The following is a 24649-nucleotide window of genomic DNA, read 5'->3' on the forward strand; positions in this document are numbered from 1 at the left end:
AATTATGTTCGTTGGAGGAATTTCACTCTTCTGTATGCAGCATACTTTTCAAAAACATAATGTAGACTACGGAGAAGTCGCTGTTCACTACAAAAAACCATTACAATATTGGCCCAAGCCGACTGTAGATGCTGAAATCAACTGGAAGGAATTTGAGGCTATAGAATGGGATTCCAACTATTATGAAACCCAGGAGCTTCCGGAGGTTATACTGGGAAAAAAGCTGTTTTTTGACCCAAAACTTTCGTCATCCAGCCAGATTTCCTGCAGCAGTTGCCATAATCCTGAATTAGGATGGGCAGATGGCCAGGAAGTAGCCTTAGGTAATGATCATTTACAGGGAAAGAGGAATACCCAGTCTCTCTTCAATATTGCAGAAAGGACCTCCTATTTTTGGGACGGAAGAGCAACAACACTGGAAAAACAGCTGGTAGGTCCTATTTCCGCTCACAATGAAATGAATATGAACCCGGATAAACTTGCCGGGAAACTTTCCAGAGTAAAGGAATACAGAACCCTCTTCAAAGAAGCATATCAAAGCGAAAAGATTACGTTTGATAAGATCGCCAGAGCATTAGCAGCTTTCCAGAAAACCATCAGAAGCCAGCCAAGCAAACTTGATAAGTTCATCAACGGAGATTATAAGGCCATGAACGACAAAGAGATATACGGCATGCATGTATTCCGGACCAAAGCAAGATGCATGAACTGTCATTATGGAAAATACCTGACTGATGAATCTTTCCACAATATAGGACTTACCTACTATAAAAGAGAATATGAAGATCTTGGCCTGTATCATATCACAGGAAAACCGGATGATGTTGGAAAATTCAAGACTCCTTCTCTGAGAGACCTGGACTATACCGCTCCATGGATGCATAATGGCTTAATGGATGATATGCACGGCATTGTGAGTCTATACAACAGCGGAATGCAGATGATCAATCCTACTCCTGAGGAAAAGAAGGCAGATCCGAACTTTCCTGTGACCGACCCTTTGGTAAAGCCTTTAAAGCTTAATGAACAGGAAATAGATGCCATTGTTGCCTTTTTAAAAGCCATGTCAGGGAGTTACTACAAAATGCCCCGTCCGGACATCCCAAGGAAATAAAGAAGTTATTGAGCAGGGAGCCAGAGGCTGGAAGAAGTGACTATTGAACGAATAACACATGAATGTCAACGTAATCATTTAAAAATAATAACGTTACACCCATTCCCTACTTTCAAATACTTCCAGCTTCCTTTCCTAAAATTTAAAGCCGATACTGAAATAGATCCGTGAGAAATCAAGCTGATTGTTTCTTGAAATGTTAAGATTTATCGGGCCTAAAAGAGATTCATAACCCAGATTGACTCCGTAGCCGAACATATCAAAGCTGTTATCAAACGGAGAATATTCTTCACTTACCTTACCATAGCTGAATGAAGGGGTAAGATATAATCTTTTCATAATTCTGTACTGAAATGATATCCCTGCTTTGGCCACAGAAGTCATAGGCAGTTCTTTCTGTCTTAGACCATTGAACTCCGGGCTCAGCAAGTCATAATTATATTCGCTTCCGCCAAGATTGTATTTCTGATTCAGAAAAAGATAAGGAACTCTATCTTCTTTCTTTGAGCCAAAGCTTGTTCCAAGAAAGAGATTGACCTTGGCAGCAAGTCTTCTGGTGACAGGATACGCAAAGTTTTCATTCAAAGTAAAAGAAATCAGATTTTTAGGCTGATAATAATGGGGCTCTTTAGGATTCAGTATAGGATAAAGCAGCGGCTGTACTGTATTCAGGTCATACAGGTCATAACGATCACCGTAATAAAATCTTGTACTTACCTGAAGATGGTTTCCTTTTGTGAAAAAATATCTTTTATTAAGATTATTCTGTTCAAATTTCAGGAACGTATTAAAATTACTGTGGTTATAAAGTTTTTTACTGTAGTTATCTATTTTAGCCTGATCAACCTTATCCAGCAAACTGTACATTCTTTCTGTACTGAATTCTGTTCCCAGGGAAATCACTGCATTCGGGCTTATATTGTAATTCAGGGCAATTTTTCCGGTTATATTACGATACATATGGTTAGGAAAATTATCACTGCTGCTCTCATTTCCCACATCGTACAGCCTAAAGTTAAGGTCATTACTCTTAAGATGGATCATTTTAGCTTCCAGATCCAGCCATAAACGTTCTCCGCTGTCCAAGAACTGCTGATAGGCCAGTCTTGCTTTAAAACGCTCTGAAATGTCAACTGTTGCCAAAAATCTGGATCTGTTCAGAATAATATTCCTGTAGGTATAATTGACAATAATGCCGACAGATTGTTCGGTATCATAATGTAGAGCAAGCTTAAAAGCCCCTTTCTTAGCTCTTTTCACAAAAATATTCATAGTAAGGGCATCCCCGGTGTTGGTATAGGTATAATACACTTTTACGTACTGTCTCATACCAAACACCCTGTCTATTGCTTCGTTCACGGTTTTTACATCATAGTACTTCCCTTCCGCAAGCCCCATCTGCTTCTTAATGACTTCAATTTCTGCTTTGTCTGTGAGAGGTGTACCGTCTTCTTCATTGTAAGTGAATTTTGTTGTAGGCAGTTTCACTTCTTCAATCATTTTATGTTCATATTGGATGCCTAACTTACGTTGTGTTTCTGCCAGGGCTACGAATTCAGGGAGGTGCTTTCTGGCCTCTTTTTCTCCGATTTTAATGATCTTCCTGTAACGGGCAAAGTCTTTGGTCGTAATATCTCCTAACGGATCCACAAAATCTACCAGGATATTGGACAATCCTTTCTGGTGCTTGAAATCTTCCACAGAACGGATGGCATGCGTCTGATAGATCATTTTCATAGGGTTTTCAATTTCTTTTTTGGTAAAAAGCCTGAACCCCGTATACCCTCCGATCACAAAATCAGCGCCCATTTCCCGGACTTCATTGGCCGGATAATTTCTGTCGAGTCCACCATCTACAAGTAATTTCCCATCAATATAAACAGGAGCAAAAGCCGCAGGAATAGCCAGTGTAGACCGGATAGCCAGAGGTAAGGATCCTTGTTTCTGCATGATCAGCCCTCCATTTTCAATATCTGAAGACGTAAGTTCTACAGGAATCCTGAGCTTACTGAAATCATTGATATGCTTGGCATTAAAAGTAAGTGTATTCAAAACCTCGCCCATATACTGTCCCTCAATATAGGAACTGGGAAGGGTCGGAATTCCTTTGACTACAGGAAACTCCAGAATGTATTTATCATATTCATCTTTTTCACTGATATTAACCTTGTTATAAGGGATCTTATTGCTCAGAATCCTGTTCCAGTCTACTTTATAGACCGTATGCTTCAGCTGGTCAGCATTATACCCCATAGCATAAAGACCTCCCAGAATTCCTCCCATACTGGTTCCGGTAATATAATCTACCCTGATCCCGAGAGAATCGATCATTTTCAAAATCCCGATATGGGCAAAACCTTTTGCACCGCCGCCGCTGAGTGCCAGACCAAACTTAGTGTCTTTGGTTACATTCTGAAGAGCAAGATTCAGAGAATCATTCTTTTGCTGGGATTTGATAATAAGAGAGACAACAACAGCTAAAAATATCAGGATTTTTTTCATGAGTACTCTTAAGTTTATTCCTTGTAAACTTTAAAAATGTTAGTAAAGAGTAAAGATACATAAAAAACATACTGATCGATTTACAGTTTTGCTTTAAGAAATAAAGAATAAATAAAATATTGATTATTAATCAGAAGTGCATACAATTTACTGTATTAAATATTCTTAATACACTTTTACAGTTTCCACAAAATTAATATCCGGATTCAAAATCTCAAGGATAAGACTTTTCACAGATTTCATCGCATCATCAATATCTCCTTTATCAAACTGCAGAGAAACCATCCCCTTTTTAGCATCGGCAAAACTCCAGATCCCGGTTTCTATCGGAAATCCCCAGAATTCAGGAAGATGCTGTACTACATAATGGTAAATACAAAGCTGAAGTGCCTGCTTTCTTTCACTGTTGTGGAAATACTGGTCAACGTTTTCTTCATCAATCTTTACGTTAAGGTTTTTGATCTTTGCGGTTTTATAATCGATAATTCTTAAAGTGCCGTTCAGTTTATCAATCCTGTCTATAAATCCGAAAAAGGAAATTTTATCATTTCCGTCAAGGTAGAATTCTACATTTTCAAACCTTCTTTCAATGTCAATAATCTCCAGCTTATTCCCTTGCTTTATCAGTTCAAGGTCATGGTTGAGAACGTTTTCGATCACTTTCTTAGCAATCGCTTTATGGATGTAATTCATCCCCTTTTCATAGAACTCAGGCTGATGTTTAAGCTTTTCGATCGCAATATTTATATATTGATCTATTGCTTTAATTGAATTATTTAAATCGCTTTCTTTTAAAACCTTACCCTTCAATACTTCATAAACTTCTTGAAGTGAATAATGGACAAGGTTCCCATAATTCTTTACAGATAACTCCTCTTCAATTTCATCTGTTTCCGAAGTGTTCAGAATCTTTGACAGATAGAAATCTATGGGATTATAAAGATAACTCGTAAGATGTGAAGCGGATACTTTTTCTTTCCATTTCAGAAGGCGCTCCTGTACAATCTGTGTCTTTGAAATTTCGATAGGTTTGGTAGCAATAGGTTCTGAGGAATTTTCAATAATCAAATGCTCGATCTCATGGGAACTCTCCATTTCAATCTGGGTGATAAAACGGCTTTTCTCACCGGTATTGACCCCCGAGCTTAATGCATTATAAAGTAAATGCACATTTTTGGCATCCTGGATCAGCCTGTAAAAGTGATAGGCATAGATGCTGTCATTTTCAAGGAAAGTATGAAGATCAAAAAAGCGGCGGATATCAAATGGAATGTAGGTATTCTGAGAATTTCCTAATGGCAGTTTTCCTTCGTTTACAGAAAGCATGATAACATTCTCAAAGTTCAGAAGACGGGTTTCCAGCAATCCCATGATCTGCAATCCCCGCAAAGGCTCTCCCTGGAAGTCTATACTCTCGGAATTGATATGCTGATTGATCAGAATCTCCAGGGTTTCCATTTTGATCTCAATATTGTAAGGAGTCAGCTGGTTCTTGATGATCCTGAAAGCATTCTCAAAATGAGAGACATTCTCATACTGAATATCGTCAATATCCAGCCATTTTACCTGCTGACAAAATGAGATCAGCATATCAAGGTAAGCATTGGTACTTATTGCCTTTTCAAGAAGGTTTGCATAAGAAAGTCCGTTCAAAAGTTCCTGTAGAAGCTTTCTCGAAATATAGACAATATTCCGTTCTTCCACTTTCGCCCTGAAATCATTGATGATCTGCTCATCTTCTACCGACTTGGGAAGTTCTTCCAGAATAGGAAAAATATCCCGGTAGTAATAAGAAGATTTGTTCTTTTCAAGCTGTTTCTGCAGGTAAAAGAGTCTTTTTACTGCGTTGGAGAAAGACAGATTTTTCAACGGAAACCCCATTGTAATATTCAGGTTTTCCACTCCATGCATTACGTCAAGACTTGCCGGCAGAAGGTTTTCATCCAGCAGCACCACAGCAGTATTGGAATAGGTTTTATTGTTGATCTCTTTGAATATTTCCGGCAGCACCTTAGTTTGGGTTACGTTTCCGGAAACTTCATATACTTTGATATTCTTAGGTTGGGTGAAGTCATCTTCAATCCATTGAAAAGCTCTGTTATCATCAAATTCTTTCCACATTTTATGATTTCTGAGGAATTTCCCGGCTTCCTGTCTTTCATCATCAAAATAATAACGGTCCGCCTGAAAGAAACACTGCGCTTTATTCCACTGCAAAAGACTTCTGACGAGCTTTTCCTCAACCGGCGTAAAGGCATTGAAACCACAGAAAACAAACTGCTCGGTAGTATTTTTGGCAAAATCACCGATACTGGCTTTAGCTGTTTCATGGATCATTCCTGAAGTTGCCCAGTTCTTTTCCTGTAAACGGCTTTTCAGTTCCGGAAGGAAAACGTTCATATTCTGCCAGAAATTAAGAAACTTCTTTCTTGGGACATCATCATCTTCACCAAGGTTTTGAGCCCATTCCTTAATCCTTTCCTCATCAAACATATATTGCAAAACTGCCTGGTCGCTATCTGAAAATTTCAGAATATCATCCCAGTCTTTCTGCAGGGTCGGAAACCACTTCAGGAAATCCGAAAAATCATCTCTGGGGATAAGGTTCAGACTCCTGTACACATCAAATGAGAAAAGCCAGAGCGGAATTCCCTGTATAGGCTGTTTATCTGCAATTTTATTAATGAGTTCCTCTACTGTAAAGAAATTGGGAAGAAATCCCGAATAATTGTTTTCTTCCAGGATCTGTCTGATAAACACAATGGGACGTTTACCGGGAAGCACAATATTAAACACAGAAAGGTCTGTGTTTTGCGCCAGAAGCTCTTGGATAATCTTATTGAGAAATTTCAAAGGGATTGATAGCTTTTTAAATTGTCTAATTCTTGAGAAATAGCAGCATTATACTCAGCCTGCTTTTCTTTGTTCATCCCATGGCGGGTATCTCTGTCATAGGAAATCTGAAAGTTTTTATAATCAGTAGAAATCCCGTTGTAAATGACTTTAAAATATTTGTTATAATCTCCTGAAGTACTGATTTTTTCGGCAACTGCTTTTCTGAACTTCCTTACAAACAGCTCAGCAATATCAAAATGCTTCTGCTCATGCAGTAAAATGTAATCGTTGATCTTTTTTACATCTTTCCAGGATTTCTCTTCATTGAATATGGCCTGAATCTTAATGGTAACAGGTGATTTCGGATTGCTGGACTTCACAACGGAAAATTCCCAACCACAATTGGTATATGCTGCAACGTCCGGATTATTCTTTCTGTTGACAGGGCTTTTAAAATTATCCCACACCAGCTTTTGTTCTTCCTGCCACATGATTTTCTGGCTGAATGCCATTTGAACAGAAAATAAACAAAATATAAAAATCAGTTTCATTATTCCACCACAATTGTTTTGGTAATCCAGCTGTTTCCGCCATTCCAGAATTTAAAGGTATAGGTTCCTTTCTTTTGGGGGCTGAAATTGATCTGGTTGGCACCTACATAATTTCCCTGGGTACAAGGCCCGTTGGTTCTGTATTTATAGGCAGTAACCGTTCTTTCCAGGTTATTGTTGTAAATATAATCATAGCCATAAAATCCTTCACATTGAGACGGATAGGTAGAATAGGTTTTTATGCTTTGTATGGCAAAAACATCCATCGTATCGCTTACGATTTTTACACTGTCTATTTTGATCTTATCAACAGATTCAATGGTTTCATAATCATCGTCATTACAGGAGACCAGAAAAAAGCCTGCTGCCAATACCGAAAATCCAAGATTTAAAAACTTTTTCATAACCTTCAATTTTGTGATTATTAATAAATATTCAGCAAAAATTATTCCCCAATCTTATGAAATCAGGAATTGAAATTACCTTTTGATACATAAACTACTTTTTTAGTATCAAAAAATTCTTCATCAAAATAGTGTTTAAGGTTGAATATCTCACATTTAAGCCCGGCAAGTTCTTCTGCAAGGTCACCGCCTTTTAAATATAAAATTCCGTTATGCTTGGGATTAAACTGTTCTTTTTCAAATTTTCCTTTCAGCCATCTTAAAAACTCCGGCATCTGGGTAACGGCTCTGCTGACTACAAAGTGGAATTTGTCTTTCAGTTTTTCTGCTCTTCCGTGAATAGCCTTTACATTGGTAAGACCTACCCCTTCTGCTACTGCGTTTACTACACTGATCTTCTTACCGATAGAATCTATTAAGGTAAATTCTGTTTCAGGAAACAAAATAGCCAAAGGAATTCCCGGAAAACCACCTCCGGTGCCAATATCCAAAACTTTGGTGCCCGGAGCAAATTCCATCACTTTTGCAATTCCCAGAGAATGCAGGATATGCTTTTCATACAGCGATTCCATATCTTTTCTGGAAATTACGTTGATCTTTTCATTCCATTCATTGTACAAAGTCTCCAGTTTTGCAAACTGTTTCAACTGTGTTTCTGTAAGATCCGGAAAGTATTTTAATAGTAACGATGTAGACATGTGAATTATTATAGTCTGCAAAAATAAGTTTTTATTGGCTTTATTCAAATTTTCAGGAGAGGTATATGAAAAAACATGAATGATTTCCTTTTTAATCAGTGCTTTCTTTTGGAATTATTTTCGGATCAATATCATTTTCAAACACAGCCTGTATTCAGGTAATGATACTATTTCCAATTTTCTGAATCCTTAGAAACCTGATAAAAGTCTTCAAAAGTCCCCTTACTTTATTACTCCCACAAAACGTTTTTATTATATATTTGTTAAAATTCAAAAAATACATGGATAAACTTTCAGATAGAGTAAAAAGATTAGGATACTCACAGACTTTTGTAATGTCAAACAAAGCCAGAGAAATGAAAGCCAGCGGAATAGACGTGATCAGCTTAACTCTTGGTGAACCGGATTTTGATGTTCCGGACAATATCAAACAGGCCGCTTTCGATGCCATCAACCAAAACTACAGCCACTACTCTCCTGTTCCCGGGTTCCTGGAATTGCGTGAGGCCATTGCCTATAAATTAAAAAGAGATAACCATTTAGAATACAAACCTACCCAGATCTGTGTTTCCAACGGGGCAAAGCAGGCTATTTTAAATGTATTGGCAGCGATCATCAATGACGGGGACGAAGTATTGCTTCCTGCACCTTACTGGGTAAGCTATGATGAAATGGTGAAAATGATGGGCGGAAATTCTGTAATGCTTCCAACTTCTTATGTAACGGATTTTAAAGTAACGGCAGAACAGGTAGAAGAAGCGATCACTGACAAAACGAAAGCCATCCTTTTCAGCTCTCCATGTAATCCGTCCGGAGGATATTATACCTACGATGAATTGAAATCTATCGCTAAAGTAATAGCGAAATACCCTAACGTAACGATCATTTCCGATGAGATCTATGAATTCATCAATTATGAAACAAAGACCACTTCTATCGCCCAGTTCCCGGAAGTATATGAGCAAACCGCAGTGATCAACGGAATGTCAAAAGCTTTCGCTATGACAGGCTGGAGAATCGGGTACTCAGCATGTCCTGAATGGCTGGCTAAAGCTTGTGAGAAAGTTCAGGGGCAAATGACCAGCGGGGCCAATACCATGGCTCAGAGAGCATCTATTACTGCTTTAAAAACAGATCCGTCTGAATACAAATACATGATTGATGCCTTCAAAAAAAGAAGAGACCTTGTGTATGAGCTGATCAGAGAAATTCCGGGATTCAAAGTGTTGCTTCCAAAAGCTGCCTTCTATTTCTTTCCGGATATTTCCCACTATATCGGTAAAACATTAAACGGAACTGAAATCAAAAATTCAGACGACTTCGCTATGTTCCTTCTTGAAAATGCTCATGTGGGATGTGTGGGCGGCTATTCTTTCGGAAGCCCTGAATGCATCAGATTTTCATATGCCGCTTCAGAGGAAGATCTCAAAGAAGCCATGAAAAGAATCAAAGAAACTCTTGAAAAATACAATTAATATATTCTGATATTAAATAGCAAAAGCCCTGGTTTCAGGGCTTTTTTATGAAACAGCCATCAAAAACAATTATAGATTTTATTTATCAAAATTCATTTGTTCGATAGATAAATCTTTTCTATATTTGCATAAGAAATTTAAATATAAAAACAGAAAATTATGTCTTTAGTAGGAAAAAAATTCCCAAACTTAACAATTGATGCAATGTCTGAAATGGGTGACGATCTAAGAATCAACATCCTTGATGAAGCAGTAAACAACCAACAAAAAGTTCTTTTATTCTGGTACCCTAAAGATTTCACTTTTGTATGCCCTACTGAGCTTCACGCTTTCCAGGAGGCTTTAGGTGAATTCGAAAAAAGAAACACTAAAGTAATCGGTGCATCTTGTGATACTAACGAAGTACACTTTGCATGGCTGAACACACCAAAAGATAACGGAGGTATTGAAGGAGTAACTTACCCGCTTTTGGCAGATACACACAGACAATTGGCCAATACATTAGGAATCGTAGACCAGGATTTCGAATACAATGAAGAAGGAGAAGAAGTTTTCACAGGTTCTAACGTAACGTACAGAGCAACTTACCTTATCGACGAAACAGGAAAAATTTTCCATGAAGCGGTAAACGATATGCCTCTTGGAAGAAACGTAAAAGAATTCTTAAGATTAATTGACGCTTACACACACGTTCAGAAACACGGTGAAGTATGCCCTGCAAACTGGGAAGAAGGAAAAGATGCTATGAAAGCTGACAGAACTTCTACTGCAGAATACTTAGCTAAGAACTAATATATTCTAAAAAATATGAAAATGAGATAAACTGAAATGAATTTCATGATGCTGTTGTAAGCTTATCTCATTTTCTTCTATTTCAATTCCTTTATTCTTTACTTTATTCAGGTGAAATTTTACGTTCACCTAAGAATAACTATTACCCAATTATTTAACCAACACACAACTATTATGTACACAGAATTAACCGAAGATACATTACAGAATATAGTCAATGACAATGAAAAAGTAGTCGTTCAATATGGAGCAACATGGTGCGGAAACTGCAGAATCATGAAGCCTAAATTCAAAAAACTGGCTTCTGAAAATGAAAGCATTCCATTTCTATATGTTGATGCAGAAAAACTTCCTGAAAGCAGAAAATTAGCTAAGGTAGACAACCTTCCTACTTTCGCTATCTTCAAAAACGGTGAATTGGTGAATCAGGTTCAATCTAACCAGGCAGAAAGTTTAATTAACCTTTTTAACGAATTATAATAATGAAACTACCTATAATAAGACAATTCTATCAAAACCAGACCCCTGAAAACCTTGAAAAGACATTGGAAGTTCTGGAAAGCTTCTGTGAATTCAGAGGAACCAGTGAGGAAGATCTGAATGTAGCAGGAGAACTTATTACCAATATCTGCGGCGCTTTGGAAGTTCATGGCAATGTCCAGAACGGAATGAGTGAAAAAGATGCCTTAAACTCATTTGCTCAAAAGGTATTAGGCTCAATTGATAAATAATTAAATTATACTCTATATAATTTATTAAAACTTATATAGATCTTGTGATTAATCACAAAAGCAATTATTTATAAAAATACAACAGCCATTATCTTAAATAGCCGAGACAAGTATAAAACAAAAAAATCCTGATAGCACTATCAGGATTTTTCTATATCTATTTTCTAAGATTTAAGATCAGCTTCTTCTGCTCATCAAAATATTCAGAATATACCAGAATAACAGCATAATAGAAGCAAAAAGCTGTAATGCAGCTCCTACATACTGATTGGTTCCGTATGAATCTTTCAGTTTACTTGTCTGGTATAAAATCGTTGCAGAAGCCAGGATCACCATTCCTACAGAGAACCAAAGCCCAAGATTAAAACCGAAGATCATCCCACCAATAATCAGACCGATAGAAATAAATCCTCCGATGATGATGATATTTCTTAAAAAAGAAAAATCTCTTTTAGAAGTGAATGCTACTGCAGAAATCCCGGCAAACATAGCAATAGTAAGGGTTGCAGCCTGAAAAATAACATTCGCCCCTCCTGCCATATTGGTAGCAATAAAAAGCAACGGCATAAAAATAACCGCTTCAAGCAAAATATAAAATCCTAACCCTAAATACTGAGTAGATTTACTCTGCGAAAGAGACCATTTGGAAGCCAAAATAGAAGCTAACCAGAATACACCGATGATTAAAAGCCAGGTAAGCCTGCCCTGAAACATCATTGCAATAACTTCTACAGGCACAGTCTTCAATAAAACTGTTTCCACACCAATAAATGCAAGAATAGATAAAGCAACATGCAAATAGGTCTTCTTGTAAAAATCCGCTTTTTCCACTTCTGTAGAATGAGCGACTAAAACATCTGTCATCATAGTTAATATTTTTTAATTTAATTCGAAATTAATTTTCATTTTTCACTCTTAGCCGGTAATACGCCAAGAATTTTTCCATCATCTTCAAAAACAGCACTGATCGCTTCTTTTGAAGACTTATCTCCGGCATATTTATATTTGATATTAGGGTGACTGATACCATCCATGGTTACATAGTACCCTACTTTCAGTATCTCAAGTTTTTTACTGTAATCAATACCGTCCTTTACTTTTTTAAGAACGTCATCCGTAACAATCTCTTTTACTTTATCAGAAAGCAGGCCATCCATCGCTTTACGGTCGGAAGACTGCAGAGCATTGATAAATGCAAGGAAATTATCATTATAAGTATTTACCTTTTCTTTGCTTATAGTAGCTGGCTGTTCTTTTTTCTGATTGTTCTCAACCTTAAGGTCAACAACTTTCTGTGCAAACATCAGCTGGCCGCCTATAAGCGCAAGACCCAGAAATAATTTTTTCATATGATTCATTTTGTTATTAGGTGAAATAAGTGATGGAAGATACGAAAATCAGACCAATTCCAAAAACTTCATCGTATCCACATTATCGGCATACGTATCAAGTCCGGGATTCTGTGCTTCACCAAATGATATTGAATTCAGCCTAAGTTCATCCTTTGCCACTACACACTGAATATTCTCTTCATTTTCGGCAATAAAACTTTTCACATCATCCAAAGATTCATACCGGCTGAAATTGATTACAGAAAGCGGACTGAACAGTTTATCATCTTCTTTCAGCATCACAAAATTATTATCCCAGAATTTATCCTGATTCAACAGGTAAACCGCTCTGTTATAATCATAATTGTTAGCATACTTATTATGATTGATGATATCCTGGAAGCCTAAAAAGTTTTCAAACAGCCTGTCAATCACAAAATCTTTCGGAATAAAAATCCTCGTTACATTTCTGCATCCCAGGCCGAAATACTGGAAAATATCTTTTGCCAGAAGCTGAAGCTCTCCATCAGTTTCGTCTCCTTTTAAAACAGCAATTGAAGTTCTGTTTTTACGGATGATATTCAAATGGTTTTTAAAATAATATTCCAGATATCTTGCCGTGTTATTACTTCCTGTAGCAATCACAGCATCAAAATTCTCCAGTCTCTCTACAAATTCAAACTGAACCTGGCCATCAGAAAACTCTTTCCATTTCTTTAACAGAAACGGAATCAGATATTTATCTTTGGAAGACAGCTTAATTACGGGAATATGATTGCTTAGCACCACAGAAATCACATCATGAAACCCTACCAGAGGAATATTTCCTGCCAAAATTAACCCTACTCTCTTTGAAATTTTAGAGATTGAATAATTTTCAAGCCACTTTTTAATGTTGTCTTCAGTAAGAAGATCAGCCCATTGCTGCAAAGCAAATTTCTGATTATCAACTGTGAACCACGGATTCTCTATTTCCGATCTTTTTAACAATAATTCAATATTTACATCATCTTCATTGTGATCCTCCGTTTTTTTAGCTAAAAACGCTTTTATATAATCACTTAATTTAATAAGTCCTAAAACTTGATTTTCGGTATTCATAATTACTTTAAAATTGGGGAATATTTTGTAATTTTGTGCAAATTTAAAAAAAATTAGCGATGGCTATTAAAATAACTGATGAATGCATTAACTGCGGGGCTTGCGAACCGGAATGCCCAAATAATGCAATATATGAAGGAGCCGTAGACTGGAAAGCTTCTGAGGGTACAACACTTCAAGGAACTGTAACGCTTCCTTCAGGGCTTACTGTAGATGCGAATGCACCTCAGGAACCTGTAAGTGACGATGTCTATTTCATTGTTACAGACAAATGTACTGAATGTAAAGGATTCCATGAGGAGCCGCAATGTGCTGCCGTATGTCCTGTAGACTGCTGCGTACCAGATGAAGACCATGTAGAATCAGAAGAAGCACTGCTTAATAAAAAAGCATTCTTACACGGTGAATAAAAGAACTCCGTCTCATGCTTTTGAGACGGCTTTTTTTAATCAAAACCTCAGTAAACTTAATAGAAAACCACAAATAAAGCTAAAGGAATAAAAAATATTCCGAAGGCAACCAAAAAATAAAAATATGAACAAAAAGCACAACTTCAGCGCAGGACCATGTATTTTACCACAGGAGGTATTCGAAAAATCAGCACAGGCTATCCTGGACTTCAATGGTATCGGGCTATCTCTTCTTGAAATTTCCCACAGAAGCAAGGATTTCGTTGCTGTAATGGACGAAGCACGTGCAATTGTAAAAAGATTGATGAATCTGGGTGATGATTATGAAGTACTTTATTTGGGAAGCGGTGCCAGCATGCAGTTTGCCATGGTGCCTTACAACCTGATGAAAGTAGGCGGAAAAGCAGCTTATCTGGATACGGGAACATGGGCTGCAGGAGCTATTAAAGAAGCAAAAAAACTAGGAACAGTAGATGTAGTAGGTTCTTCAAAGGAAGAAAACTATTCTTTCATTCCTAAAGATTATACAGTGGGATCAGAATATGATTATTTCCACTGCACATCCAACAATACCATATATGGAACCCAGATGAAATCCTTCCCAGAAGTGGATACTCTGATGGTATGTGATATGAGTTCTGATATTTTCTCCAGACAGCTTGATTTTTCCAAATTTGATCTGATCTATGCCGGAGCCCAGAAGAATATGGGACCTGCAGGAGTTACTCTTGTAGTGATCAAAAAAGAGATTCTTGGTAAATCAGGAAGAGAAAATATGCTTTCTATGCTGGATTATTCACAGCATATTTCTAAAGAATCCATGTACAATACCCCACCGGTATTCCCGATCTATGCTTCTTTACTGACACTTCAGCATCTGGAAAACAATGGTGGAATTGCAGCAGCAGAACAAAGAAATGAAGCAAAAGCAAAACTTCTGTATGATGAAATTGACAGCAATCCTCTTTTTGAAACGTTCTGCGTAAAAGAAGACCGTTCTCTGATGAATGTTTCTTTCAAAATTACTGACGAAAGTAAAAAAGAAGAATTTGACAATGCCTGGAAAGCTGCAGGAATCAGCGGACTAAACGGACACAGAAGTTTGGGCGGATACAGAGCCAGCCTATACAATGCACTTCCTCTAGAAAGTGTACAGGTATTGGTGGATGTAATGAAGTCGATAAAATAGCTTATATTAGGCGACCGAAAAATAAAAAAGATATCAGACAGCAGATACCAGACAGCAGACCCCAAAGTCTGATTTCTGACATCTTAAATCTAACATCTGTAATAAATAACACATGAAAGTTTTAGCAAACGATGGAATCTCAAAAGCAGGAGAACTCGCTTTAAAAGAAGCCGGAATTGAAGTTCTGGACAATAGAGTGGCCCAGGATCACGTTATTAATTTTATCAACGACAATAATGTGGATGTTCTTCTTGTAAGAAGTGCAACGAAGGTAAAACAAGAACTGATTGATGCATGCCCTGGTCTTAAAATCATAGGAAGAGGTGGTATCGGGATGGATAATATTGATGTTGAATATGCAAAAAGCAAAGGAATCAAGGTCATCAATACCCCTACAGCATCTTCAAAATCAGTAGCTGAATTGGTTTTCGGACACTTTATTGCATTGGCAAGGTTTCTTCATGAATCGAACAGACTGATGCCTTTGGAGGGAGAAACCCATTTCAATGCGATGAAAAAGTCATTCAGCAATGCTTATGAACTTTCAGGAAAAACATTAGGAGTAATCGGCTTCGGAAGCATTGGCCAGGAAGTCGTGAAAATAGGAATCGCTTTAGGAATGAAAGTACAGGTTCTCACAAGAAGCCCGAAAACAGAAGTAATTACTTTACATTTTTTTGACGGGCAGTCGGTGAACTTTGAGATCACTTCTACCAATGATATGGATGCATTCCTTAGAGAAGCTGATTTTATCAGTATCAACACTCCGAAAACGAATGAATACATTATAGACACTCCGCAGTTTGAAAAAATGAAAGACGGTGTTTATATTGTGAATACTGCAAGAGGCGGTGTGATCAATGAAGTGACGCTGATTGATTTTATAGATTCAGGAAAAGTAGCCGGAGCGGCATTGGATGTTTTTGAAAACGAGCCAAGCCCGGAACTGCCTTTATTAATGAATCCGGCACTTTCACTTTCTCCTCACGTAGGTGGAAATACGATAGATGCGCAAGAGAAAATCGGTACCGAACTTGCAGAACAAATTATTAAGCTACAAAAAGAAACTATAAGATAAATATGCCTGTTTTTAAACCTTTCCGTGGAATAAGACCTCATAGAGACATCGAGAGTACTTTCCCTACCCATCCACTGGATAATTTCACCCAGGAGGAGATCGCAGAGAAGGCTCAAGTTGAAAATACTTACATCAATATGATAAAACCATACGTTGTAAGTAAATCTAAAGATATTGATCGGAACCTGAGAAAAATCCGTTCCACTTTTGAAGAACTTCTGGAAGAAAAGAAATTGGTCCAGGACAATTCAGCGTATTATCTCTATGAACAGATCTATCCCAACAAACAGATCTTCAGAGGCCTTCTTGGGCTTGCAAGCATTGAAGATTTCTGGAATGGAAAAATAAAAAGACACGAAAGTACCATCCCCCAGAAAAAAGAAAAACTCGCTCACTACCTTGAAAAAGTAAGCCTGCAGGCAGAACCTGTACTGCTTACCTACCCTGCCAACTCAAAAATTGAGTTGCTGATGAACCATGAGGAAAAAAACGTCCCTATCTTCAATCATATAGATTCTATAGGGATCAGACACAAGATCTGGAGAATAGACAATCGTCTGAAGCTACAGCAGTTCAAAGAAGTGATTGATCAGATTGATTCGTTTTATATTGCTGACGGACACCACAGGATTGGTTCTACTGCCCTGAATGCAAAACGTCATAAGGAAAAAAATAAAAGACATAACGGAACTGAGCTTTACAATTTCGTATACAGTTTCATTGTTTCAAACCAGTCGATCAAAATTCATGATTACAACAGACTTTTACACGATCTGAATGGTATTTCCAATGAAGATTTCCTGAAGCAGCTTGATCAGTATTTCCTGATCCACGAAAAAGGAGAAACTCCATACTACCCTTCTCAGAAATTCCATATTTCTATGTATATGGATGGTAAATTCTACTCACTTCACGTAAAACATGACCTTCGTTCCAAAGAAATGTCTCTGGATAACCTGGATCACCATCTTTTAGATAAATATATTTTTAAAAATATTCTTAAGATCGAAGATCCGGACAGCTCAGAACAGATCTCTTATGTAAAAGGAACCTCCAACATCAACGGAATCAATATCTTAAAAGAGAAAGTTGACAGTGGTGAAGGAAAAGTTGGCTTCGGGATCTATCCGGTAAGTTTTAACGATATGATTAAAATTTCAGACCTGAAACTGAGCATGCCTCCGAAATGTACATTTATTGAGCCTAAATTGATTACAGCACTGTTAATGTACGACATGAAACCTTAATAATTTCCTATTTTTTCCCTACTTTTATCATCGGTAAAAGAAAGGTAAATAAAAAATGAAAAAAATATTCATTATACTTCCACTCTTTTTGAGTGGATTTTTATTTTCTCAAAAAAAAATCCAGAAAAAGCCTGCAGGTAAAACAGCCATTCCTGTAAAATTAAATTATCACGATGAATTCAAAAAGATCTCAGACGAGATCATGACCAATGGTAAGGCTTATGAAAATCTTGGAGAACTTACAAAAGGGATCGGGCCACGTTTCAGCGCCACCCCCGGCTATGCAAAAGCAGTAGAATGGGCGGAGAAAAAATTTAAGGAGATCGGCATCAATATGATCTGGAGACAGGAAGCCAAAGCTCCTGTGTGGATCAGAGGAAAAGAATCCCTGCAAATAAAAACAGCAAACGGAGACTGGAAAAATATCAGAATGCTTTCGTTCGGAAACTCTGAAGGCACAGGAGGAAAAGACCTCATGGGTGAAATTGTTTTAATCAATTCCACTTCGGAGCTCAACGCTATGTCGTTAGGCCAGCTAAAAGATAAAATAGTTTTCGTGAATGTTCCGATGGACCCGAAAATTATTAATACGAGTGATTCTTATTTACTGACAGCCAAATCAAAATTAATCTCCGCTTCCGTAATTGCCAAAACAGGCGCAAAAGCATTGATTATAAGATCACTGACAACCGCTAATGACGATACTCCGCATGCCAAAATGATCTATTATGAGCCGGATGATAAAATTAAAATTCCTGCTTTATCAATAGGAACACGATCCGCAGATGAGCTGGAAAAGACCATAAAAAAGCAAAAGGTTACGGCTAAAATCAACATGACTGCCGAATCAAAAGGAGACACTACCAATCCGAATATTATTGCAGAAATCCAGGGTAAAAAAGATTCTAAAGTGATTGTCCTGGGTGCCCAGCTTGATTCCTGGGATATTGGCGAAGGTGCCATTGATGACGGAACGGGTGTTGCCCAGTGTATTGAAGTGTTAAGAACACTCAAAGCGCTTGGCTATGAAAACAACCATACCATCCGGGTCGTTTTATACGCCAACAGTGAAAACGGTGGTCAAGGTCGTGAAATGTATGCTGCTTATGTAAAAAAGAGAGAAGAAAAACACATATTTGCCCTGGGAACTGATGCCGGAGGATATTCTCCAAGAGGATTTTCTTTAGACATGTCTCCTCAAAGAAGAAGACTGATTTTCCCATGGAAAGAATATTTTCTGCCTTATGGTGTTTATGATTTTGACCAGACGGATGCCATCCAGGATATTTCACCTTTAAAAAAATTGGATATTCCCTTGGCAGAACTTGTTGTAGACACTCAAAGATATTTCGATTATCATCATTCCGAACAGGATACTTTTGATAAAGTGAATAAAAGGGAACTTCTTCTCGGAGCAGTTGCCATGACACAGATGATTTTTATGGTTGATAAAAACTGGTAATATGAAAAAGATAGCAAGCCTTTCATCATTAATTTTAGGACTGGTCTTTTTATCCGGCCAGACTAAAGAAGATTCCATACAATTCAGAAAAATATCCACAGAGATTCTGAATAACGGAAAAGGCTACACTGAGCTGAGGGAACTTACGAAAAATATCGGCCATCGTTTAAGTGGCTCTGAAGCTTATGAAAAATCCGTACAATGGGCAGCCCAGAAACTCCGTGACGCCGGTGCTGATAAGGTATGGCTTCAGGAAGTCATGATCCCTGTCTGGGAAAGAGGAAAAGAATCTTTACACATCAAAACATCCAATGGAAATTGGAAAAATATAAAAATGCTGTCTTTGGGGAATTCCGAAGGCACAGGCGGAAAAGATGTTTCAGGCGAGATCATTATGGTCAGATCACTGGAAGAATATGATCAACTGCCTGTAGAGAAAGTGAAAGACAAAATCGTTTTTTTTAATTACCCATTTAACCAAGAGCATGTACAGACCTTTATTGCTTACCGTGAGGCTGGTGCTTACAGAAGGACGGCAGCTTCTTTAACCGCTAAAAAAGGCGGTAAATTTGCCATTATCAGATCTCTTTCATCGGCATTTGACGATGTTCCCCATACAGGTAATATGCGTTATGAAGATAATATCTCCAAAGTTCCTGCTATTACCATCGGCAATACGTCAGCAGACGAACTTCAAATCTTATTAAGAACACAAAAAGTAACTGCTAAACTCAATTCCAATTGCAGGATGAAAGGTGAAAAACTGTCTCACTCCGTTATTGGTGAAATTACAGGTAAAAAAGACAACAGCGTCATTGTAGTAGGCGGACATCTTGATTCCTGGGACATAGGCGAAGGGGCCCATGATGACGGAGCCGGAATTGTTCAGAGCATTGAAGTCTTAAGGACCTTTAAAAAATTAGGCCTGCAAAATAACCACACGATCAGAGCAGTTTGCTTTGCCAACGAAGAAAACGGAACCAAAGGTGGCAAACAATATGGAAAAACAGCCAAAGAAAAGAACGAAAAACATATTTTTGCCATAGAATCCGATGCCGGCGGGTTTTCCCCAAGAGGAATTTCCCTGGAAATGGGTGACGTACAAAGAAATCAGATCAAAAGCTGGGTTCATTTATTTTTACCTTATGGCGTTTACAATTTTGAAGGAAAATATTCAGGATCGGATATTGCTCTGCTGCATGAGATGGGTGTTCCCACAGCAGAACTGGTCCCGGATCCGCAACGTTATTTTGATATTCACCATACCGCAGAAGATACTTTTGAAAAAGTGAACCGGAGAGAACTCCTCCTCGGTTCTGTTGTGATGACACAACTTATTTATATGATTGATAAAAATTGGTAACAATGAAAAAGATATTAGGAACCTCATTATTGCTTATCGGAATGGCTGCATTCGGCCAGTCTAAAGAAGACTCCGTTCAATTTAAAAAAATCTCCAATGAAATTTTAAATAACGGAAAAGGATACACTGAGCTGAGAGAGCTCACAAAAACCATCGGCCACCGCCTGAGCGGATCAGAAGCTTACGAAAAGTCTGTAAAATGGGCTGAGCAGAAACTCCGTGACGCCGGAGCCGATAAAGTATGGCTTCAGGAAGTCATGATCCCCGTTTGGGAAAGAGGCAAGGAATCGCTGCACATCAAAACCTCCAACGGAAGCTGGAAAAGTCTTAAAATGCTTTCTTTAGGAAATTCTGAAGGTACCGGCGGAAAAGATGTTTCAGGAGAGATCATTATGGTCAAATCTATGGAGGAATATGACAAACTTCCTGCTGATAAGGTTAAAGATAAAATTCTGTTCTTCAACTACCCTTTCAGCCAATCGTTTATAGAAACATTCAAAGGGTATGGTGATGCTGCCAAATACAGAACAACTGCCGCTTCTTTAACTGCCAAAAAAGGAGGTAAATTTGCTATCATCCACTCACTTTCTTCAGCTTTTGACGATGTTCCCCACACCGGAGCAATGCGCTACGAAAACAATGTTTCAAAAATACCTGCCGTAGCGATCGGCAGTACCACAGCAGACGAACTGGAAGCATTATTAAAGAACCAGAAGATCACTGCAAAGCTCAACTCCAACTGTGGGATGAAAGGTGAAAAACTCTCCCATTCCGTGATCGGTGAAATCACCGGTAAAAAAGACCAGAGTGTCATCGTTGTAGGCGGACATCTCGACTCCTGGGATGTAGGTGAAGGCGCCCATGATGATGGAGCCGGAATTGTACAAAGCATCGAGGTCCTTAGAACTTTTAAAAAGCTGGGAATCCCGAATAACCATACTATCAGAGTCGTTTGTTTCGCCAACGAAGAAAACGGCGTAAAGGGAGGCATTCAATATGGTAAGATAGCTAAAGAAAAGAATGAAAAGCATCTTTTTGCCATAGAATCCGATGCAGGAGGCTTTGCTCCAAGAGGAATTGCCCTAGATATGGATGAGACAAAGAGAAAACAGATTCAAGGCTGGTCGAAACTATTCCTTCCGTACGGAGTGTATAACTTTGAGGAACAGTTCTCCGGGACAGATCTTTACCCGCTTCATGATATGGGAGTTCCTGCGGCTGAACTGATGCCGGATTCACAACGTTATTTTGATATCCATCATACAGAAGAAGATACTTTTGATAAAGTCAACCGGAGAGAGCTTTTATTGGGAGCTACCGCAATGACGCAGATTATTTATATGATTGATAAAAACTGGTAAAATAAACCGACCAGATAAACAGTCCATAGAAATTTTGAAAATCAGAATTTTTATGGGCTTTTTTAATCAGAATCATCTAACGGCTTCGGCCCAAACCTGAATTACTCTTTAATTTCCCCCTGACTTTTCGTTTGTATATAAAAGTTTTAAATAAAAAACTCTTCCATGCATGGTGCCACCCTCCATCCGACTCCCAGTTCACATCAAATTTGCCACCCTCTAATGCATAAATCGGTATTGAAATTTTAGAATGAAACATCGGATAATTATCTTTTATTAAGGCAAAATAGTCAGCATCAAAATTAGATTTACGATAAAATTGAATCTCTATGATCGTTCTTCTCTTAAATGATCTGAAAATATATAAATTAACATCATAAAGGTCATGGTAGTCCTTATTTAAAATCTCTATTGCAGAATTCAGATCAAGTAAAGTTTTTGAATTATTAATTCTGCTTCTCAACTCTATTGGCTCTGTGTTATTCTCTCCTTTATATTCATTAAAATCGGATATGATAAAAAAGATATTATCGGAAATAATATTCCGGCAAGACATTTTTGCCAATCGCAAAAGGTTGTCAACAGAATTTTGAATGTTTTTACTTAGATCTTCTCTGATCACAATGAAATATTTATTTTTCTTTTTTAAAAAACCAATCTAAATATATATATATTTCTACATGATATATAATTCATTTAAAAATAAGTCTTTTTCTTTGTTTAAGGAAACAATAATCAAAAATCATTGAAAACCAACCTTATACAACCTTCACAACAAAAGCGTTAATAGTGAAATACTCACTTTGGCATGATATTAGCATGTACAGTATTGAGAAAAAATTAAAAAAAGCACTAAGGATGAGAAAAAAGGTTTTCTGTGGATTTTCAGTTTTCCACTGATTCAAGTTCATATTGATGTATATGAATCCTTTTTTTTCTACGATGCCGTAAAAGATACGGGAACGTGATTGATTAACCTCCGTTGATTTTTCACAGCAGTTTTGCGCCCCGTATCTGACTGGTATCATTAATAAAACCCTGAATCTTTTGATTCAAAATTGAAATATATCCCGGACTCTAAGCCCGGTATTATGATATAAATAAATGGCAAAGTCATCGTGAACCTTAGCCCAGTAAAAGAATATGCCATTCTTTTTACCGTGATGCGTATGCCTTTATAATAATTAATTGTATAACCCTTAAAATGTTAGTAATGATGAGAGCCTTTTTTGAAATGATTTTTAAGAGAAATGAAGATGCTGCAAAAATGCATATCTGGAGCCTGCTTTTGGTATTGAGTTTTGCCGCCTTTTCCGTATTGGTATACACCACAAATCCAAGCTTAAACAGCTTAATTATATATCTGACAGCATTTGCTGCTTATATCGGCTTTGGCCTTGTATTCATCAGTTCCCTGGCCGGAACAGGAATGAAGAAGAGATCAGGCAGAAACATATAACTTTTTAATCTTTCTTTTACTGAAAAACCGCTCTTTTATTGAAAGGGCGGTTTTTTTATAGAAACCCGGCTACTTTATTCCTTAAAAATATCCTTCATCATTTTCTCAAGAAATTGAGTAGTCTGCTCTTCGACCATTTTTTCAGATTTTGCTACTAATTCTTTATGGAAAGGCTCACAACATGCTTTTATTCCAAATCCATCATCTGTTTTTACAAATTCCGGATGCAGATTGTGTTCTTTGCACGTTTCTGCTTCTATTTCCTGCTTTATTACATCGTAATTCAGATCAAACATATTCTTATTTTGTTTTATAGGTGACGGATAAAGATAGAAATAATTTACATGTATACAACATCCGTATTTCTACGGGACTTTTATCCACAAAAAAACCGCTCCTTCCGGAACGGTTTTGATATCTTAAAAAGATTCAATTATTTTACTTTTACAAGCTCAACATCGAAAATCAACCATGAGTTTGGCGGGATCACCCCTCCTGCTCCTCTTTCTCCGTAAGCCATTGCCGGCGGGATCAATAATGTAGCAGTTTCTCCTTCCTTCAATAACAGGATACCTTCATCCCATCCTTTGATCACTCTTCCCATTCCGATTGGAATTTCGATCGGCTCATTTCTTTTGAATGAAGAATCAAACTCAGTTCCGTCTACCAATTTACCTGCATAGTGTACAGATACATTGTCACCCGCTTTCGGAGCTTTACCGTCAGCAGTTTTTGTGATTTTATAGTAAAGACCTGATTCTGTTTTTTGCATACCAGCTTTTAGGTTTTCAACCAATTTCTCCTGGTTTGCTTTGAATTCTTCTTCTTTTTTCTTCTTTTCAGCTTCTTCTTTAGCAATGAAAGCTTTATTGTTTTCTGCGATTTTAGCTTTTCCTTCGTTGAAAGTTTTGGCAGCATCGTAGTTTTTGTACTCGTCACCTTTGCTGAAAACAGAAACTTTTTCTAAAACGATATCTGTTTTAGGCTTATCCTGAGCCCCTTTTTCAACATTAGCAATAGCATCAATAACATCATTTCCTTTTACTACCTTTCCGAAGATCGTATGTCTTCCGTCTAACCAAGGAGTAGCCACTTCAGTGATGAAGAACTGAGAACCGTTTGAATTAGGTCCTGAGTTTGCCATAGAAAGAATACCTTTCCCAGTGTGTTTAAGGTCATTTCTTTCATCTTCAAATTTATATCCAGGATCTCCCATTCCTGTTCCCTGAGGATCACCTCCCTGAATCATGAAATCTTTGATCACTCTGTGGAAAATAGTTCCGTCATAGTAAGGAACTCCCTTAGCCTTAGCTTTGTTATCGATTTTTCCTTCTGCAAGACCGATAAAGTTGGCTACAGTTACTGGTGCTTTCTTGTCCTCAAACTTCACAATCATGTTACCTTTTGTGGTTTGAAGATTGGCATAAAGTCCGTCATTAAGACCTTCGTAAGTTTCTTTGTCTACGTTCATTTTTTTATAAATTGGGGTACAACTCATCAGCGAAATACTTGCCGCTGCCAGAATTATATTCTTGTTAAACAATTT

24 protein-coding genes are annotated in these 24649 nt (G+C 37.6%); 13 read left to right on the top strand and 11 right to left on the bottom strand.

Features of this window, described 5'->3' with window-relative positions:
- Nucleotides 1–34: 34 nt before the first annotated feature.
- Nucleotides 35–1114 (top strand): cytochrome-c peroxidase, encoded by a 1080-nt coding sequence (locus tag ACTJJF_RS06740; RefSeq protein ID WP_440699232.1) that lies wholly within the window; start codon nt 35–37, stop codon nt 1112–1114.
- Between the two features lie 135 nt (nt 1115–1249).
- On the opposite strand, the gene ACTJJF_RS06745 is transcribed toward ACTJJF_RS06740, so the two are convergent.
- From ACTJJF_RS06745 to rsmG, 5 genes are all read right to left on the bottom strand, one after another.
- Complete coding sequence (locus ACTJJF_RS06745; protein ID WP_440699128.1) at nt 1250–3616, bottom strand: patatin-like phospholipase family protein; 2367 nt, start codon at nt 3614–3616, stop codon at nt 1250–1252.
- 165 nt (nt 3617–3781) lie between these two features.
- Nucleotides 3782–6469: a PD-(D/E)XK nuclease family protein gene (locus ACTJJF_RS06750; RefSeq protein ID WP_440699129.1), complete on the bottom strand. Its 2688-nt coding sequence runs from the start codon at nt 6467–6469 to the stop codon at nt 3782–3784.
- Nucleotides 6466–7002: a DUF922 domain-containing protein gene (locus ACTJJF_RS06755; RefSeq protein WP_440699130.1), complete on the bottom strand. Its 537-nt coding sequence runs from the start codon at nt 7000–7002 to the stop codon at nt 6466–6468. The genes ACTJJF_RS06750 and ACTJJF_RS06755 overlap by 4 nt, the downstream gene beginning before the upstream one ends.
- On the bottom strand, nt 7002–7406 hold the full coding sequence (locus tag ACTJJF_RS06760) for a hypothetical protein (protein WP_232740635.1): 405 nt from the start codon (nt 7404–7406) through the stop codon (nt 7002–7004). Before ACTJJF_RS06760 ends, ACTJJF_RS06755 begins: the two co-directional genes overlap by 1 nt.
- A gap of 62 nt (nt 7407–7468) precedes the next feature.
- On the bottom strand, nt 7469–8104 hold the full coding sequence (gene rsmG / locus ACTJJF_RS06765) for a 16S rRNA (guanine(527)-N(7))-methyltransferase RsmG (RefSeq protein ID WP_440699131.1): 636 nt from the start codon (nt 8102–8104) through the stop codon (nt 7469–7471).
- A gap of 281 nt (nt 8105–8385) precedes the next feature.
- On the opposite strand from rsmG, the gene ACTJJF_RS06770 reads away from it, so the two are divergent.
- The 4 genes from ACTJJF_RS06770 (at nt 8386) to ACTJJF_RS06785 (ending at nt 11102) form a co-directional block, all read left to right on the top strand.
- Nucleotides 8386–9579 (top strand): pyridoxal phosphate-dependent aminotransferase, encoded by a 1194-nt coding sequence (locus ACTJJF_RS06770; RefSeq protein WP_440699132.1) that lies wholly within the window; start codon nt 8386–8388, stop codon nt 9577–9579.
- 159 nt (nt 9580–9738) lie between these two features.
- A complete protein-coding gene (locus ACTJJF_RS06775; protein WP_047098363.1) occupies nt 9739–10371 on the top strand; it encodes a peroxiredoxin in 633 nt (210 codons plus the stop codon).
- 174 nt (nt 10372–10545) lie between these two features.
- Nucleotides 10546–10851: a thioredoxin family protein gene (locus ACTJJF_RS06780; RefSeq protein ID WP_027379513.1), complete on the top strand. Its 306-nt coding sequence runs from the start codon at nt 10546–10548 to the stop codon at nt 10849–10851.
- Between the two features lie 2 nt (nt 10852–10853).
- Nucleotides 10854–11102: a DUF6952 family protein gene (locus ACTJJF_RS06785; protein WP_101237843.1), complete on the top strand. Its 249-nt coding sequence runs from the start codon at nt 10854–10856 to the stop codon at nt 11100–11102.
- Nucleotides 11103–11279: 177 nt separating this feature from the next.
- On the opposite strand, the gene ACTJJF_RS06790 is transcribed toward ACTJJF_RS06785, so the two are convergent.
- Genes ACTJJF_RS06790 through ACTJJF_RS06800 form a run of 3 tightly spaced genes read right to left on the bottom strand, consistent with a single transcriptional unit; the run spans nt 11280 to nt 13534 of the window.
- The gene (locus tag ACTJJF_RS06790) at nt 11280–11969 is read right to left on the bottom strand and encodes a Bax inhibitor-1/YccA family protein (RefSeq protein ID WP_440699133.1); all 690 of its coding nucleotides are present in this window, start codon (nt 11967–11969) and stop codon (nt 11280–11282) included.
- Nucleotides 11970–12004: 35 nt separating this feature from the next.
- Nucleotides 12005–12451: a peptidylprolyl isomerase gene (locus ACTJJF_RS06795; RefSeq protein WP_440699134.1), complete on the bottom strand. Its 447-nt coding sequence runs from the start codon at nt 12449–12451 to the stop codon at nt 12005–12007.
- Nucleotides 12452–12499: 48 nt separating this feature from the next.
- Complete coding sequence (locus ACTJJF_RS06800; RefSeq protein ID WP_440699135.1) at nt 12500–13534, bottom strand: acyl-CoA reductase; 1035 nt, start codon at nt 13532–13534, stop codon at nt 12500–12502.
- Between the two features lie 59 nt (nt 13535–13593).
- On the opposite strand from ACTJJF_RS06800, the gene ACTJJF_RS06805 reads away from it, so the two are divergent.
- The 7 genes from ACTJJF_RS06805 to ACTJJF_RS06835 all read left to right on the top strand — a co-directional run bounded on the left by ACTJJF_RS06805 (nt 13594) and on the right by ACTJJF_RS06835 (nt 21644).
- Nucleotides 13594–13944 carry a 4Fe-4S binding protein gene (locus ACTJJF_RS06805; RefSeq protein ID WP_047098990.1) on the top strand — a complete coding sequence of 117 codons (351 nt, stop codon included), beginning with the start codon at nt 13594–13596 and terminating at the stop codon, nt 13942–13944.
- A 124-nt stretch (nt 13945–14068) separates the two neighbouring features.
- Nucleotides 14069–15133, top strand: a complete 1065-nt coding sequence (serC, locus tag ACTJJF_RS06810; protein ID WP_440699136.1) for a 3-phosphoserine/phosphohydroxythreonine transaminase — start codon at nt 14069–14071, stop codon at nt 15131–15133.
- A gap of 112 nt (nt 15134–15245) precedes the next feature.
- On the top strand, nt 15246–16211 hold the full coding sequence (locus ACTJJF_RS06815; protein WP_440699137.1) for a D-2-hydroxyacid dehydrogenase: 966 nt from the start codon (nt 15246–15248) through the stop codon (nt 16209–16211).
- A gap of 2 nt (nt 16212–16213) precedes the next feature.
- On the top strand, nt 16214–17458 hold the full coding sequence (locus ACTJJF_RS06820) for a DUF1015 domain-containing protein (RefSeq protein ID WP_312301399.1): 1245 nt from the start codon (nt 16214–16216) through the stop codon (nt 17456–17458).
- Between the two features lie 55 nt (nt 17459–17513).
- Nucleotides 17514–18920: a M28 family peptidase gene (locus tag ACTJJF_RS06825; protein ID WP_440699138.1), complete on the top strand. Its 1407-nt coding sequence runs from the start codon at nt 17514–17516 to the stop codon at nt 18918–18920.
- Between the two features lies 1 nt (nt 18921).
- Nucleotides 18922–20283 carry a M20/M25/M40 family metallo-hydrolase gene (locus ACTJJF_RS06830; RefSeq protein ID WP_440699139.1) on the top strand — a complete coding sequence of 454 codons (1362 nt, stop codon included), beginning with the start codon at nt 18922–18924 and terminating at the stop codon, nt 20281–20283.
- A gap of 2 nt (nt 20284–20285) precedes the next feature.
- Nucleotides 20286–21644: a M28 family peptidase gene (locus ACTJJF_RS06835; protein WP_440699140.1), complete on the top strand. Its 1359-nt coding sequence runs from the start codon at nt 20286–20288 to the stop codon at nt 21642–21644.
- A 76-nt stretch (nt 21645–21720) separates the two neighbouring features.
- Here ACTJJF_RS06835 and ACTJJF_RS06840 read toward each other — a convergent pair whose 3' ends face one another.
- Complete coding sequence (locus tag ACTJJF_RS06840; protein ID WP_440699141.1) at nt 21721–22266, bottom strand: hypothetical protein; 546 nt, start codon at nt 22264–22266, stop codon at nt 21721–21723.
- Nucleotides 22267–22857: 591 nt separating this feature from the next.
- Between ACTJJF_RS06840 and ACTJJF_RS06845 the strand changes: the two genes are divergently transcribed.
- Nucleotides 22858–23103: a hypothetical protein gene (locus ACTJJF_RS06845; RefSeq protein WP_312301386.1), complete on the top strand. Its 246-nt coding sequence runs from the start codon at nt 22858–22860 to the stop codon at nt 23101–23103.
- 74 nt (nt 23104–23177) lie between these two features.
- Here ACTJJF_RS06845 and ACTJJF_RS06850 read toward each other — a convergent pair whose 3' ends face one another.
- Nucleotides 23178–23399 carry a hypothetical protein gene (locus ACTJJF_RS06850; RefSeq protein WP_312301381.1) on the bottom strand — a complete coding sequence of 74 codons (222 nt, stop codon included), beginning with the start codon at nt 23397–23399 and terminating at the stop codon, nt 23178–23180.
- 137 nt (nt 23400–23536) lie between these two features.
- Nucleotides 23537–24574: a peptidylprolyl isomerase gene (locus ACTJJF_RS06855; protein WP_312301765.1), complete on the bottom strand. Its 1038-nt coding sequence runs from the start codon at nt 24572–24574 to the stop codon at nt 23537–23539.
- Nucleotides 24575–24649 lie beyond the last annotated feature (75 nt).

This window comes from Chryseobacterium sp. 22458 (assembly GCF_052044975.1).
Lineage (GTDB): Bacteria > Bacteroidota > Bacteroidia > Flavobacteriales > Weeksellaceae > Chryseobacterium.